The organism is Roseofilum sp. KMC-1 (assembly GCF_057802075.1).
In genome coordinates this window covers 2,333,073-2,347,546 of record NZ_CM173605.1, presented here as the reverse complement: position 1 = coordinate 2,347,546, position 14,474 = coordinate 2,333,073, and the positions used below count along the sequence as shown (strand labels likewise).

The following is a 14,474-nucleotide window of genomic DNA, read 5'->3' as shown; positions in this document are numbered from 1 at the left end:
CTATGTGGGACTACACAGATAAAGTAATCGATTTATTTCACAACCCTCACAATATGGGAGAAATCACTCCCTCCGACTGTGGGGAAAATGAAACCGTTGCTGTTGGTGATGTTGGGAGCATCGCCTGCGGGGATGCCCTGCGGTTGCATCTGAAAGTCAACACCCAAACTGAACAAATTACCGATGCTCGGTTTCAGACCTTTGGATGTGCCAGTGCGATCGCCTCCTCCTCAGCCCTAACCGACCTCATTCAAGGCATGACCATTGACGAAGCTCTAACCCTCAGCAACCGCGAGATTGCCGACTTTTTAGGCGGGCTGCCCGAAGAAAAAATGCACTGCTCCGTTATGGGACAAGAAGCCCTAGAAGCTGCCATTTACAACTACAAAGGTATTCCCCTCCAAGCCGAAGAAGAAGACGAAAGCCCCCTTATTTGTCGTTGCTTTGCTATCACTAAAGGCAAGATTAAACGCATTATCCGCGAAAATCATCTGACCAGGGCTGAACAAGTCACCAACTATATTAAAGCCGGTGGCGGTTGTGGCTCTTGTCTAGCCGAAATTGACGATCTTTTAGCCGAAGCGATCCAAGAACAAAAAAAACAGCAGCGTCTCCATCATGTGGCCCTAGAAACCTGCGTTGAACTCGCCGCAAAATTCACCAGTCCCCCCCCAGAAGCCACACCCACCTTACCTAAATTAAGCACATTACAAAAGATTACCCTGATTCAAGATATCTTAAATGATGAAATTCGCCCGATGCTGGCCCTTGATGGCGGGGATCTGGAACTTTACGACATAGATGGTGATGTCGTTAAAGTCATCTTAAAAGGAGCCTGCGGTAGTTGTTCTAGTGTGCTGACCACCTTAAAACAAGGCATTGAGCAAACTTTGCGCGATCGCGTCTCAGCCGATTTAGTCGTTCTTGCCATTCAATAGCCCTTTTTTTCTATCTCCTAAATTATCCCATAAAACATCATCAAAAGCACGGCTTGTCCGTGCTTTCTTCATTTCTTATCCTTAATTGCCCCTCCCCTCTCCTCCATATTTTTGTAATTTTTATTTTCATTATTTAATCTTTAAACACAATTTACAACCGGGTTTTGCATGACAAAAATGCAATAGTCAATTCAAGATTAATTCCATAAATAGCAACAAAGATATTGTTTAAAAATTCTCCCCTATTCGATCAAAATTAAGCCGATATTTTTCCAAAAAAAATCTTATTTAGTAGCCCCATATACAGTTATTTAAAGTTTTAAATTTTATAACTATCTCAGAGGCAAAGAAAGGTAGAGTATCCCCCTAATTCATCCAGAAGAGAAAACAAGGGGGCAAACTTTGCAGAGTAAATTGTCAGTGTTGTAGACGTTATTCTCTATTCTCGTAGTGGCTTATTCCTGTCATAAGAGTGAGGGTGGATTCAGCACCCTCGCTCCCTTGACTCCTCAGCAAGTCATTATCCACTACCCCACAAAGGAGGTTTCATTATGAGGAAAATCGCTGTTTACGGAAAAGGCGGCATTGGTAAATCAACCACCACCCAAAACACCGTTGCCGGATTGGTTGAACTCGGCCGTAAAGTCATGATTGTGGGCTGTGACCCCAAAGCCGACTCCACCCGGTTACTGCTCGGTGGCTTACACCAAAAAAGCGTCTTAGATACCTTGCGCGAAGAAGGCGACGACGTAGAGTTAGACGACATCCGCAAAGAAGGATTTGGCAAAACCTTATGCGTAGAATCCGGCGGGCCAGAACCCGGAGTCGGTTGTGCCGGACGGGGGATTATCACCTCCATCAGTATGCTCGAACAACTCGGAGCCTATGAAGAACAAGTCGGTCTAGACTATGCCTTCTATGACGTTTTAGGAGACGTAGTTTGTGGTGGGTTTGCCATGCCTATTCGTGAAGGAAAAGCCCAAGAAATCTACATCGTCACCTCTGGTGAAATGATGGCCATGTACGCTGCCAACAACATTTGTCGAGGCATTCTCAAATATGCCGAGTCCGGTGGTGTGCGGTTAGGCGGACTAATTTGCAACTCCCGTAAAGTTGACCGGGAAGAAGACTTGATTTCTGCCTTAGCCGATGCATTAGGCACACAAATGATTTACTTCATGCCACGGGACAACATGGTGCAACGGGCAGAATTAAACCGGAAGACCGTCATTGAATACGCTCCAGAGTCCGAACAAGCCGAACATTACCGCAACTTGGCCAAAGCCATTGACGGGAATACCAATCAAGTTATTCCTAGCCCAGTCTCTAATGATGACCTGGAAAAATTACTCGTGAAATATGGATTATTGGGTTAAATCAACTCCTATCCATTTCTTTTGTTGTATTTTCCCATTTTGAGGAGGAAAAATTCACATGCCAGTCGCTATTCGAGCCATTGTGCGACCAGAAAAAGCTAACGATGTGATGCAAGCCTTGTTAAATGCAGGTTTTCCGGCAGTCACAAAAATTGATGTTTATGGTCGAGGCAAACAACGGGGTTTAAAAATTGGTAACGTTCACTATGATGAACTGCCCAAAGAACTGTTAATGTTTGTTGTCCCTGACGAAGACAAAGACACCGTAATTCGGATTATTCTTGACAGCGCCCGCACCGGAACCGAAGGAGCCTATGGAGATGGAAAAATCTTTGTAACTCCTGTTGAAGAAATCTACACCGTTAGTACCGGTATTCAAGAAGTCAGTGCGCTTTCTCCAACCGCAACCCCAGAAACCTCTGCCCGAACTTTAGTGAAGACTTAAGGGAAGTTGCCATTAAAGTGACGTTTCAATTGCGAATGATTAGGGGTAAATCCTGGCTCATCGCTAACTCATAAGCTTGATTGTGTGAACCGAACAATACCCCCTAATCACTCTATCCTAGATTAAACAGAGGAAAAGGAGATGAAAGAAGTTATTGCGATTATTCGCATGAACAAAATGCATGAGACCAAAGAGGCACTCATTAAGGCAGGTTTTCCGGGATTTAACGCTGTGAAAGTTGTCGGACGAGGAAGACAAGCTATGGAAGCAGAAGTCGTAGATGCTTTAAATCAACATCCAGAAGATGCATCAGAAGTTTTGCCTTTACTCGCTCATGTTCCTCGCTTAATTCCTAAGCGTTTGGTTAGTTTAGTGGTTCCCGATGAATTGGTTAAAGAAGTCGTCAATACCATCATCAAGGTGAATCAAACTCGGAATCCTGGAGATGGCAAGGTCTTTGTCGTACCGGTGCTAGAGAGTATTCGGATTCGGACTCGTGAAAAAGGCAACTTTGCCATTGATGAAATGGGTTCAGGCATGTTTTTTGCCTAAAATAATCCCAAATCTGGGGCGGTGAAACTCAACCAGATTTGTTGTGAAAGAAGTCGGGGCGAGAGAGAAGGATAAAGACTAGATTAGGGTTAACTATTGTTCGGTTCTCTCGTCTGTATGAACCCCAAACCTAATGGAGACAAAACCATGACTGAAAAATTATTACCGACCACTGATTTCGAGGCGGAATCCCAACAGGCACAACAAGGCGTAATGCTTTCTCCGTCTCCGATTAGTCTGGAAGAAACGAATAAGAGCGTTACGGAAATTCTTGAAGGTTACCCGAATAAAGTGGCTCGCAAGCGGAGCAAACATATTGTGGTGCGCGACCCATCGATTCCGGAGCAAGAAATTGATGCGAATGCTCGGACAACTCCGGGAATTATTACCCAGAGAGGGTGCGCTTTTGCTGGATGTAAAGGTGTGGTCGTTGGGCCATTTGGAGATTGCGTGCATATTGTTCATGGGCCAATTGGCTGTTCTTATTATGCATGGATGACTCGACGCAATCAGTTTAAACCGAGAGCAGATGGTAAGGACTTTTTGCACTATTGTTTCTCCACGGATTTGAATGAACATGATATTGTGTTTGGGGGCATCAATAAGCTGAAGCAGGCTGTGCAAGAGGCTTATGATATTTTCCAACCCAAATCAATTACGATTCACTCCACTTGTCCGGTGGGATTAATTGGCGATGATATCCAGGGGGCTGCCAAGGAAATGACGGAGAAACTGGGACTGCCGGTGCTTGCTTTTAACTGTGAAGGATATAAAGGAGTGAGTCAATCCGCAGGACACCATATTGCTAATAATGGTTTCTTTCAACATTGGATTGGCAAGGACACTGAAACGGAAGAAATCGAAGGATTTACCGTTAATCTGATGGGTGAATATAACATCGGTGGTGACTCTTGGGAGATTGAACGGGTTCTGGAGAAATGCGGCATTAAGGTGGTTTCTACCTTTAGTGGCGATGGGTCTTATGATGATGCGATCAAGGCTCATTTAGCTAAATTGAATCTGGTGATGTGTCATCGCTCCATCAACTATATGGCAAATATGATGGAAGAGAAATATGGTACGCCTTGGATGAAGGTGAACTTTATTGGCGTTCATGCTTTTGCCAAGAGTTTGCGTAAGATTGCTAAGTTCTTTGATAATCCGGCTTTGACCCAACGGGTGGAAGAGGTGATTCTGGAGGAATTGGCGATCGCCGAAGCTCAGTTGACCCAGTACCGCAAACGACTCGAAGGAAAAACGGTGTTCTTGTTCGTTGGCGGTTCCCGGGCCCATCACTACCAAGAACTGTTTGCAGATCTCGGCATGAAAACCATTGTAGCAGGCTATGAGTTTGCTCACCGGGATGACTATGAAGGACGGCAAGCTCTACCGAAGATTAAAGTCGATGCGGACAGTCGCAACATCGAAGAATTGGAAGTTGAACCCGACCCAGAGCGCTATAACCCCCCATCGGATGCAGAAATGCAGCGCTTGCGCGACGAAAATCTAGTCAGTGATTACAAAGGCATGATGCCGGATATGGGTGAAGGCACATTGCTGGTCGATAACATTTCTCACCATGAACTGGATGTGTTAATCCAACGCTTTAAGCCCGACCTGATTGGTTCTGGGATTAAGGATAAGTATGTGATTGAGAAATTCGGCGTACCTTGCAAGCAATTGCACAATTATGACTATGGCGGGCCCTTTGCTGGTTTCCGAGGTGCAGTGAACTTTGCTAAAGATGTGGATCTGCGCGTTAATGGCCCAGCTTGGCAATACATCAAAGCCCCTTGGGATTAGGCTACCCTCCGTCCTCTAGTTGCATGGGGTTTGTGTTTGGGCCCTACCCTTTGCAACTCTCACCCTTCATTCATCCTCATAAGGAGAGAACACCATGTTAGAAGCAACCCCCAAAGAAGTTGTAGAACGCAAAGCCCTACGGGTCAACCCAGCGAAAACTTGTCAACCGATCGGGGCTATGTATGCGGCACTAGGCATTCATGGATGCTTACCCCATTCCCATGGCTCACAAGGTTGTTGTTCTTACCATCGATCGCACCTCACTCGCCATTATCGCGACCCGATTATGGCGGCCACCAGTTCATTTACGGAAGGGTCAGCCGTCTTTGGTGGTGGCGCGAACTTGCGTCAAGCGTTTACTACGATGTATAAACTCTATGACCCAGATGTGATTGCGATCAATACCACTTGTCTGTCAGAAACGATTGGCGATGATATTCCTACCTTGATTCGGGAAGCGCGAGAAAGTGGGATTATCCCGGAAGGTAAAGTGGTGATTCATGCCAATACCCCCAGTTATGTAGGAACCCATATTACGGGTTGGTCGAATATGACGGCTGGGATCGTTAAGTATCTTTCCCAGAAAACGGAAACTCCTTTACAGCAAATTAATGTGATTCCAGGCTATGTAGAGCCGTCGGATATTCGCCAGATTAAGCATCTGTTGGATCAAATGGGGGTAAAATCCGTGGTTTTCCCGGATACCAGTGATGTAGTGGATACGCCGCAAACGGGAACGTTTGAGATGTATCCTAAAGGGGGAACTCCGGTGGAAGCGTTGCATACGACTGGAGATAGTATCGCCACTCTGGCCTTGGGGCCGGATGCCTCGAAACAAGCGGCGAAGGAACTGGAAATTAAATGTAAAGTTCCCTATCATTTGCTGGATTTACCGATTGGAATAGCGGCAACGGATCGCTTTATTCAGGCTATTTTAGAAACCACCGGTGCAGAGGTTCCAGAGTGTTTAAAAGATGACCGGGGTCGCTTAGTAGACCTGATGACGGATATGCAACAGTATCTGTATGGTAAGCGGGTGGCTTTGGCTGGAGACCCGGATCAAATGGTTCCTTTAACGGAGTTTTTGGTCAGTTGTGGCGCTAAACCGGTATATGTGATTACGGGAACGGCTTCTAAGTATTTCCGGACAAGGTGTGAAGAAATCCTGCAAGAGTGGGTTCCGGATGCGATCGTCAAAGATGATGCGGATCTGTTCTATCTGCATCAACTGATCAAGGGAAATCCTGTAGATCTGTTGATTGGCAATGTTTATGGTAAACATATTGCCCGTGCAGAAGATATTCCCTTAGTCCGGTTTGGTTGGCCCATTCTTGACCGAGTGGGTCATAGCTACTTCCCCTCTGTCGGTTACAAGGGCAGTATGCATCTGTTGTGCAACATCATCAATACAATTTTGGAACGCAAAGACCGGGATGATCCCGATGAAATCTTTGAGTTGGTTCTGTAAGATTTATGGCTCCCTGAACCAGGGAGCTTGTCTCAACCTCTGCATCTGAATCAGGAGTCAATCATGAGTAAATTCACGAAACCCGAACACCATATTTTTGTTTGTAATTCCTTCAGAACTAAGGGAGAAGCTCAGGGCGTTTGTAATAAAAAGAAAGCTGTGAGTTTAATTCAGTATCTCGAAGGTGAATTAATCGATCGCGGACTCGATAATGTTCTGGTCTCTTCTACCGGTTGTCTGAAGCTCTGCGATCATGGCCCGGTGATGATGGTCTATCCCGACAACTACTGGTATGGGGAAGTGGACGAAGATGCGATCGATGAAATTCTCGATGCTCTTGAAGAGAATAAACCGGCTGAAGAGTATTTATTTGCCACGTAAAGAGATCCCCCCTTACTCCCCTTAGAAAGGGGGGGATCAAGAAAAATTCCTCTTTTTAAGGGGATAAAAATAAACAAAAGTCCCCCTTTTTAAGGGGGATTTAGGGGGATCTTAATTTATAGCCAAGCAAACTGCTATAACCTCAAGGGCGCAAGCCATGCGCCCTTCTTAAAGCAGTTTCCTCTGCTATGCGGTACATAAATGGCGGTTTTTAACGATAGCCAGAATAGCTCACTCGCTAGATTGAGTCTGTTGTTCACTCCCCCCATTCCCCCATTCCCCCACAGAGGGCGCGAAACGCTGTATTACTTCTCATGAGGACGTAAGCGATGACTGGAATTTTAAGAGAGCGAGAGCAACAAATTCACCGCAAAGGTGATAGCCCTTTTGAGTTTGCTTGCAATAAAGAAAGTTTGGCTGGTGCTGTTAGTCAAAGAGCTTGTGTATTCTGTGGTTCCCGCGTCGTTCTTTACCCCATTGCTGATGCCATTCATTTAGTGCATGGCCCCATTGGTTGTGCGGCTTATACTTGGGATATTCGGGGCGCTTTGTCCTCTGGGCCAGAATTACATCGGCTCAGTTTTTCCACAGATTTGCAAGAGCGGGATGTGATTTTTGGTGGGGAGAAAAAACTTCACCAAGCCTTATGTGAATTAATCGATCGCCATGATCCCAAGGGTGCATTTGTCTATTCGACTTGCATTGTGGGCATTATTGGCGATGACTTAGAAGGCATTTGTAAACGAGTCAGCCAAGAAAAAGGTATTCCTGTTATTCCCGTACAGTCGGAAGGCTTTAAGGGGAATAAACGAGCGGGATATAATGCCGCTTGTCGAGCCATGTTTCGGTTGGTGGGAATGGGGGATACGACGGGGATTTCTCCCCACAGTATCAATATTTTGGGTGACTTTAATTTAGCGGGAGAAATTTGGATTATCCGTGAATATTTTGAGCGGATGGGTATTCAAGTCGTGGCGAATATTACCGGAGACGGACGAATCGGAGATATTCAGCGATCCCATGGTGCAGCCTTGAATGTGGTGCAATGTTCTGGTGCAACCATGGACTTCGCCAAACTGATGCAAGAAGACTATGGTGTACCCTTCCTGCGCGTCTCTTATTTTGGCGTGGAAGATATGGCAGAAGCTTTATACTCAGTCGCTCGTTTTTTTGAGGACGATCCGAGTATTTTGCAACGAGCGCAAGAGTTAGTCCGCTCTGAATTATCGACGCTCTATTCCCAGTTAAATGAATATCGCAAAGACTTAGAAGGCAAAACCGCAGCGATTTATGTGGGAGGAGCATTTAAGGCTTTTTCTTTAGTAAAAGCTTTCCGGTTATTGGGTATGGATGTGGTAATGGTGGGGTCACAAACGGGAACCCAAGCTGATTATCAAGAACTCCATGAAATCACTGATGAAGGAACTATTATTGTTGATGATTCTAATCCCTTAGAATTGTCTGATTTTTTGAAAGAAAAGGATGTGGATATTTTCGTCGGTGGAGTTAAAGAACGGCCCATTGCTTATAAACTGGGCATTGGATTCTGCGACCACAACCATGAACGGAAAGAAGCCCTAGAAGGATTTGTGGGAATGCTCAATTTTGCCAAAGAAGTTCATTCTACGGTGATGTCTCCGATTTGGCAATTTGTGCCTCGACGCGCTCAGTCGAAGTAAGCCACTGATTTTGATTTTGACAACGGCAATCTGGGAACGGGTAAAATCATGAGTAAAACCTTAAAAATTAAGCACCAAACTGAGGCTTATGTCTCCACAACGAATGCCTGCAAACTCTGTAAACCTTTGGGGGCTTGTATTGCTTTTCGAGGTATAGAAGGGTGTGTTCCTTTCTTGCATGGCTCTCAAGGATGCGCGACTTATATGCGCCGCTATATTATTAGTCATTTCCGAGAACCGATTGATATTGCCTCTTCTTCTCTGAGTGAAAAACATGCGGTTTATGGAGGTGGGCCGAACTTAAAAAAAGGGATTCTTAATGTGATGGATAAATACCATCCGGATGTGGTGGGGATTGCCACAACTTGTTTAACGGAAACCATTGGTGATGATGTGAGGCGCTTCTTGTTGGAATTTCAACAGGAATTTGGCCAAGGAGAGGAGCCTTTACCGACATTGGTACGGGTTTCTACTCCGAGTTATAGCGGTACTCATGCGGAAGGTTTTCATGCGACGGTTAAAGCGGTGATTGAGCAGTTGGCAGGGGTGGAAAGTTCGCCTTCTACTCATGCTCCTTCGATTAATGTTTTGCCGGGTTTAGTGTCTCCGGCGGATCTGCGCTATTTGCGAGAAATTGTGCAAGATTTTGGCATTAAAAGCACAATTTTACCGGATTTTTCGGATACTTTGGATGGGCCAGCGCAACTGGATTATCTGACGATTCCAGAAGGGGGAACTCCGGTTGCTGATATTCGGGCGATGGATGGGGCGATCGCCACTTTGGAGTTCGGACGGGTATTACAAGGCACAGGTGACACCGGTGGAGAAGTCCTCCAAAAGCGCTTTAATATACCCTTGCATAGCTTAGGACTCCCCATGGGTTTGCGAGAGAGCGATCGCCTCTTTAATCTCCTGCAAAGCCTCACCGGGCAACCCATTCCCCACATTCATGCATCGGAACGGGGACGGTTAGTCGATGCCTATGTGGATGCTCACAAATATCTCTTTGGTCAACGGGCGGTAGTCTACGGAGAGGAAGATTTAGTTGTAGGAATTACGGCTTTTCTCGCAGAAGTGGGTATTAAACCGATCCTCTGTGCCTCCGGTGGTAATAGCGGCCAACTCTCTCCGGCGATCGAAGCTGTCACCGCAGATATCCTCAAAGAACCCATCTCCGTTCGCGACAATGTGGACTTCTACGAAATTGGCGAACAAATTGACCAAATTAAACCCGATTTAATCATCGGAACCAGCAAAGGATATCCCATAGCTCGTAAACATCAAATCCCCATGATTCGCGTCGGTTTCCCCATTCACGATCGCTTCGGAGGACAGCGTATTTTACACCTTGGCTATCGAGGAACCCAGCGCCTTCTCGATGAAATCGTTAACGCCATTATCGAAAAAAAACAAACTGATTCCCCTGTTGGATATGGCTATTTGTAGGGAGAGTTGGGGAATGGGGGAATGGGGGGGAATGGGAGAGTGGGGGAGTGGGGGAATGGGGGAATGGGGGAATGGGGCGATCAAAGCGCTGTAATTAGCTACACCCACAAAAGATCCCCCCTAGCCCCCCTTAAAAAGGGGGGAACAAGAAAGTCCCCCTTAAAAAGGGGGATTTAGGGGGATCAAAATCTACCCCATAGCAGCGAAAAATCTTGATATTCCTCACAGCTTAAATCAACCATCATGGAGAACTGAAAATGACTACCACAATTGATTACGAAAAACATCCTTGCTTCAATGTCAATGTCAAAGGACAATATGGGCGAGTCCATTTACCCGTTGCGCCCAAATGCAATATCCAGTGTAACTATTGCAATCGCAAATATGATTGCGTCAATGAAAGCCGACCAGGAGTAACCAGTAATGTGTTATCTCCAGAACAAGCCCTCTATTACATGGGTCAAGTATTGGAGAAAGAACCGCGAATTACAGTAGCAGGAATTGCCGGGCCAGGTGACCCTTTTGCGAATCCAGAGGAAACTTTACGCACTATGGAATTGTTGCGGGAAGAATACCCAGATTTAATCCTCTGTTTGGCCAGCAATGGACTGAATTTAAAGCCAGAATATATTGCTAAAATTGCTGAAATTGGGGTCAGTCATGTGACCGTGACTATGAATGCAGTTGATCCGGAAATTACCCGCAAGGTTTATCGCTGGGTTCGGGATGAAAAGACCGTTTATCAAGGCTTAAAAGGAGCTACATTACTGCTAGAGCGGCAATTGGCAGCGATTAAGGGTTTAAAAGCAGCCGGGGTGACGGTGAAAATCAATTGTATTGTCATGCCAGGAATTAATGACCATCATGTAGTGGAAGTGGCGAAAAAAGCGGCGGAATTAGGGGCTGATTTGTTCAATGCCATGGCCATGTTTCCCACTCCAGATACACCCTTTGAGGAATTGACAGAACCCAATGGACGGATGATGAATCAAATTCGCAAAGAGTGTGAGGAATATTTGCCACAGATGCGCCATTGTACTCGCTGTCGGGCTGATGCAGTGGGATTATTGGGCGAAGATCGATCCCAGGAATTTGCTGGTTGTTTGGCTTCTTCCTCTGAACGAAAAATTCCACAAAAATCGAATAATCGCCCCTATGTGGCTGTGGCTACGGTTGAAGGGGTTTTGGTCAATCAGCATCTGGGACAAGCGCTGCAATTGCAAATTTGGGAACAGACGGAAACCGGATTTAATTTGGTGGAAGAACGGTTAACGCCAGAGTCGGGGACTGGATTTGAGCGTTGGCAAAAATTGGCGAATAATTTGCAAGATTGTCGGGCAATTTTAGCGAGTGGAATGGGAGATAATCCTAAACAAATTTTAAGTCAATGTGGGATTACTCCCATAGAACTGAGTGGGTTTATTAATCTGGGATTGAAAGCGGTTTATGAGGGAGAAGATCTGTCCAAGTTCAAGCGGCGCAAACAGACGGAATGCACGAAATTTGCCGCAGCCGCTTCTGAATGTCAAGGGGATGGTTTGGGTTGTGGATAGGGAGATGGGGAGAGCAAACGCCTGGAGTTTCTAGAAACCCAATTAGAGGAGAATTTGATCGATGAGCATTAATATTAATGACACCACTTTGAGGGATGGAGAACAAGCGGCTGGGGTAGCGTTTACTCTGGCGGAAAAAGTGGCGATCGCCCAGTTGCTTGATCGGATGGGAGTTCCAGAGCTGGAAGTGGGAATTCCAGTGATGGGAGGCGAAGAGGCGGATGCGATTCGGGCGATCGTTGATTTAGGACTCAAGGCTCAGTTAATGGGCTGGAATCGGGCTAAAATTAGCGATATCCAAGCCTCTCTTGCCTGTGGATTGCATAGAGTCCATATCTCTATTCCCGTTTCCGAACTTCAGATCCAGGTTAAGTTTGGTGGCAAGCTGTCTCAATTTTGGCGACAGTTAGAGGAAAGTATTGGTTTTGCGATTGATCGCGGATTTTATGTGGCTGTCGGAGGAGAAGATTCTTCCCGTGCGAATCCCGAATTTTTGAGCGAAGTGGTGCAAAAGGTTCAAGACTGGGGAGCGAGTCGGTTTCGATTTTGCGATACGGTCGGCATCCTCGATCCCTTTGCCACCTATGATAAAATTAGTCAATTGGTACAACAGGTTACCCTTCCCATCGAAATGCATACCCATGATGACTTAGGTATGGCAGTGGCGAATACTTTAGCAGGAGTCAAAGCGGGAGCCACTTCTGTCAATACCACCGTGAATGGGTTAGGAGAACGAGCGGGAAATGCTGCTTTAGAAGAAGTGGTGATTGCCCTCAAACATTTGTATGGGATAAAACTAGGAATTGATACCCATCGATTACGGGATATTTCCCAGTTGGTGCAGCAAGCTTCGGGAAATGTTCTCCCCCCCTGGAAGTCGGTGGTTGGCGATAATGCTTTTACCCATGAAGCGGGGATTCATGTGAATGGCTTGCTGAAAAATCCTCACACCTATCAACCTTACGATCCGGCTGAACTGGGATTACAGCACCGCTTAGTCTTAGGCAAGCATTCCGGGCGATCGCTATTGTACAGCTTACTACAAGAGCAGCAGATTACCCTCCAACAACAAGAAATTCAACGATTGCTTGGGCAAGTGCGTTCTCTCGCCATTCAACTCAAGCGCGGATTAACTCAAGAGGAGGTATTAGAGCTTTTAAATAACAGGAAGTTGCCAGAAACAGAGCAACTCCATTCCTTTTAGTCTTAACCTACCGCTTCCTTTAAGCTTTTTTGTCAGGATACCCTTACTTTGAACCCCTCCTCTCTCCCCTAGAATTATAAAGAAGTTGTTAAAATGGTAGTGGCCAATACCATAACCAGAAAGCTTCTGAGGAAACGATTCATGAAAATTGAGTTAGAAAATAACTATTTTGATGAAAAATGTCAATGTCATCTCTGTGGTACGATTTTCTTCGCTGAAGAAGTCATTGCGCGAGCCTATCGCAATTCTGATGAGTATATCACCGATGTCTGTCCGCAATGTCTAGCCTCCGGAGATACCGGTATCAGTAACAGAATCCGAAAACAAGCTGACTATCTACGTCGTTTAGCCAATGAACTAGAAAAGTTAGCAGCCGGAGAAATTGAAGCCCCCAGTTTCGAGCATTTTCAAGCCGTTAGAAAGTTGACCAAATCTATACTCTAGGCTAGTCGTTATTGACGCTTCTAACTTTTAAAAAATTCTCGTTGATCTGGGTTATTTCAATCTTCTTAAACCTTTGAGGTAACAGTTATGAAAAAACGAGGATTTTTCTATTTTATCACTTCCCTAGTCCTTACCGTTTGTATAAGCTGTAGTGCCAGCACTCCTGAAGCCTCAACCCAAACCCAATTAACCGTCTCTGTCGCTGCTAGTCTTCAGGATGTGATGGCTCCCATTGCCCAAGCTTATCAACAACAGGAACCCAATACCCTCATTGTCTATAACTTTGGTTCCTCCGGAACCCTGCAACAACAAATAGAACAAGGCGCTCCCGTTGATGTCTTTATTTCTGCTTCACCTAAACAAATGGATGTCCTAGAGAGCAAAAATTTATTAAAAGCTGGAACTCGGAAAAATATCCTCAAAAATCAAGTGGTGTTAGTCACTCCAAAAGACAGTCAACCCCTTCAAGACTTTGCCGACTTAACCAGTGAAAAAATCACAAAAATTGCCCTCGGCAATCCAGAAACGGTTCCCGCCGGACAATATGGCAAAGAAGTGTTAAGCCAGCTCAAGTTATATGAAAAACTTGCGCCTAAATTTATCCTGGCTAAAGATGTCCGACAAGTCTTATTTTATGTCGAATCGGGTAATGTTGATGCAGGAATTGTTTATCAAACGGATGCCATGCTCTCCGATAAAATAACCATCATTGCCACTGCTCCGGAAACCTCCCATTCTCCCATTCTGTATCCTGTCGCCGTTTTGCAGCAAAGCAAATCTCCTGAACAAGCGCAAAGTTTTATTAATTTTCTCGTGACGGATACCGCACAATCGCTCTTCAAAGACTACGGATTTACACCGGCTCAATAACCTGTAAAAAATCCTGAAATCTGTTCTCTCTGATACGCTTTTCTCCAGTGAATCTTGATAAAATGGGAGAGACTTTATCAACTCAATAAAATTATGAAAATTAGCGCTCGTAATACGTTCAAAGGAACGGTAAAAAAAGTAGTTACTGGAATGGTAAATAGTGAAGTTACCCTAGAACTTGCTCCTGGTGTAGAAGTAACCGGAGTCATTACGAAATCATCCGCAGAAAACTTAGGGTTAGCGGAAGGAAAAGAGGCATTTGCTGTGATTAAAGCTTCGGATGTAATGTTTGCTGTGGATTAATATTGCTAGTCT

The 14,474-nt window shown here is 45.4% G+C and carries 14 protein-coding genes; all 14 read left to right on the top strand.

The features are described from left to right. Positions 1-2 precede the first annotated feature (2 nt). The 14 genes from nifU to AC3FZD_RS10855 all read left to right on the top strand — a co-directional run bounded on the left by nifU (position 3) and on the right by AC3FZD_RS10855 (position 14,462). Positions 3-938 (top strand): Fe-S cluster assembly protein NifU, encoded by a 936-nt coding sequence (gene nifU, locus AC3FZD_RS10920; RefSeq protein ID WP_488740154.1) that lies wholly within the window; start codon positions 3-5, stop codon positions 936-938. Positions 939-1,489: 551 nt separating this feature from the next. Further along, positions 1,490-2,314 (top strand): nitrogenase iron protein, encoded by an 825-nt coding sequence (nifH, locus tag AC3FZD_RS10915; RefSeq protein ID WP_488740153.1) that lies wholly within the window; start codon positions 1,490-1,492, stop codon positions 2,312-2,314. Between the two features lie 58 nt (positions 2,315-2,372). Next, positions 2,373-2,759 (top strand): P-II family nitrogen regulator, encoded by a 387-nt coding sequence (locus tag AC3FZD_RS10910; protein WP_488740152.1) that lies wholly within the window; start codon positions 2,373-2,375, stop codon positions 2,757-2,759. A 141-nt stretch (positions 2,760-2,900) separates the two neighbouring features. After that, positions 2,901-3,311: a P-II family nitrogen regulator gene (locus AC3FZD_RS10905; protein ID WP_488740151.1), complete on the top strand. Its 411-nt coding sequence runs from the start codon at positions 2,901-2,903 to the stop codon at positions 3,309-3,311. A 213-nt stretch (positions 3,312-3,524) separates the two neighbouring features. Continuing rightward, a complete protein-coding gene (nifD, locus tag AC3FZD_RS10900) occupies positions 3,525-5,114 on the top strand; it encodes a nitrogenase molybdenum-iron protein alpha chain (protein WP_488740315.1) in 1,590 nt (529 codons plus the stop codon). Between the two features lie 94 nt (positions 5,115-5,208). After that, a complete protein-coding gene (nifK, locus tag AC3FZD_RS10895; RefSeq protein WP_488740150.1) occupies positions 5,209-6,582 on the top strand; it encodes a nitrogenase molybdenum-iron protein subunit beta in 1,374 nt (457 codons plus the stop codon). Positions 6,583-6,645: 63 nt separating this feature from the next. Further along, on the top strand, positions 6,646-6,963 hold the full coding sequence (locus AC3FZD_RS10890; protein ID WP_488740149.1) for a (2Fe-2S) ferredoxin domain-containing protein: 318 nt from the start codon (positions 6,646-6,648) through the stop codon (positions 6,961-6,963). Between the two features lie 329 nt (positions 6,964-7,292). After that, the gene (nifE, locus tag AC3FZD_RS10885) at positions 7,293-8,642 is read left to right on the top strand and encodes a nitrogenase iron-molybdenum cofactor biosynthesis protein NifE (RefSeq protein WP_283754773.1); all 1,350 of its coding nucleotides are present in this window, start codon (positions 7,293-7,295) and stop codon (positions 8,640-8,642) included. A 48-nt stretch (positions 8,643-8,690) separates the two neighbouring features. Then, entirely contained in the window at positions 8,691-10,088 is a 1,398-nt protein-coding gene (locus AC3FZD_RS10880) for a nitrogenase component 1 (RefSeq protein ID WP_488740148.1), read from the top strand. Positions 10,089-10,345: 257 nt separating this feature from the next. Continuing rightward, complete coding sequence (gene nifB, locus AC3FZD_RS10875; protein WP_488740147.1) at positions 10,346-11,641, top strand: nitrogenase cofactor biosynthesis protein NifB; 1,296 nt, start codon at positions 10,346-10,348, stop codon at positions 11,639-11,641. 61 nt (positions 11,642-11,702) lie between these two features. Further along, a complete protein-coding gene (nifV, locus tag AC3FZD_RS10870; RefSeq protein ID WP_488740146.1) occupies positions 11,703-12,845 on the top strand; it encodes a homocitrate synthase in 1,143 nt (380 codons plus the stop codon). Between the two features lie 141 nt (positions 12,846-12,986). Next, positions 12,987-13,289: a hypothetical protein gene (locus AC3FZD_RS10865; protein WP_488740145.1), complete on the top strand. Its 303-nt coding sequence runs from the start codon at positions 12,987-12,989 to the stop codon at positions 13,287-13,289. A gap of 87 nt (positions 13,290-13,376) precedes the next feature. Next, positions 13,377-14,159 carry a molybdate ABC transporter substrate-binding protein gene (gene modA / locus AC3FZD_RS10860; protein ID WP_488740144.1) on the top strand — a complete coding sequence of 261 codons (783 nt, stop codon included), beginning with the start codon at positions 13,377-13,379 and terminating at the stop codon, positions 14,157-14,159. 93 nt (positions 14,160-14,252) lie between these two features. Beyond that, positions 14,253-14,462 (top strand): TOBE domain-containing protein, encoded by a 210-nt coding sequence (locus AC3FZD_RS10855; RefSeq protein WP_488740143.1) that lies wholly within the window; start codon positions 14,253-14,255, stop codon positions 14,460-14,462. Positions 14,463-14,474 lie beyond the last annotated feature (12 nt).

Bases quoted from the DNA above. Each gene is read 5' to 3' on its own strand.
- nifU (WP_488740154.1), top strand. From the start codon at position 3: ATGTGGGACTACACAGATAAAGTAATCGATTTATTTCACAACCCTCAC.
- nifH (WP_488740153.1), top strand. From the start codon at position 1,490: ATGAGGAAAATCGCTGTTTACGGAAAAGGCGGCATTGGTAAATCAACC.
- AC3FZD_RS10910 (WP_488740152.1), top strand. From the start codon at position 2,373: ATGCCAGTCGCTATTCGAGCCATTGTGCGACCAGAAAAAGCTAACGAT.
- AC3FZD_RS10905 (WP_488740151.1), top strand. From the start codon at position 2,901: ATGAAAGAAGTTATTGCGATTATTCGCATGAACAAAATGCATGAGACC.
- nifD (WP_488740315.1), top strand. From the start codon at position 3,525: ATGCTTTCTCCGTCTCCGATTAGTCTGGAAGAAACGAATAAGAGCGTT.
- nifK (WP_488740150.1), top strand. From the start codon at position 5,209: ATGTTAGAAGCAACCCCCAAAGAAGTTGTAGAACGCAAAGCCCTACGG.
- AC3FZD_RS10890 (WP_488740149.1), top strand. From the start codon at position 6,646: ATGAGTAAATTCACGAAACCCGAACACCATATTTTTGTTTGTAATTCC.
- nifE (WP_283754773.1), top strand. From the start codon at position 7,293: ATGACTGGAATTTTAAGAGAGCGAGAGCAACAAATTCACCGCAAAGGT.
- AC3FZD_RS10880 (WP_488740148.1), top strand. From the start codon at position 8,691: ATGAGTAAAACCTTAAAAATTAAGCACCAAACTGAGGCTTATGTCTCC.
- nifB (WP_488740147.1), top strand. From the start codon at position 10,346: ATGACTACCACAATTGATTACGAAAAACATCCTTGCTTCAATGTCAAT.
- nifV (WP_488740146.1), top strand. From the start codon at position 11,703: ATGAGCATTAATATTAATGACACCACTTTGAGGGATGGAGAACAAGCG.
- AC3FZD_RS10865 (WP_488740145.1), top strand. From the start codon at position 12,987: ATGAAAATTGAGTTAGAAAATAACTATTTTGATGAAAAATGTCAATGT.
- modA (WP_488740144.1), top strand. From the start codon at position 13,377: ATGAAAAAACGAGGATTTTTCTATTTTATCACTTCCCTAGTCCTTACC.
- AC3FZD_RS10855 (WP_488740143.1), top strand. From the start codon at position 14,253: ATGAAAATTAGCGCTCGTAATACGTTCAAAGGAACGGTAAAAAAAGTA.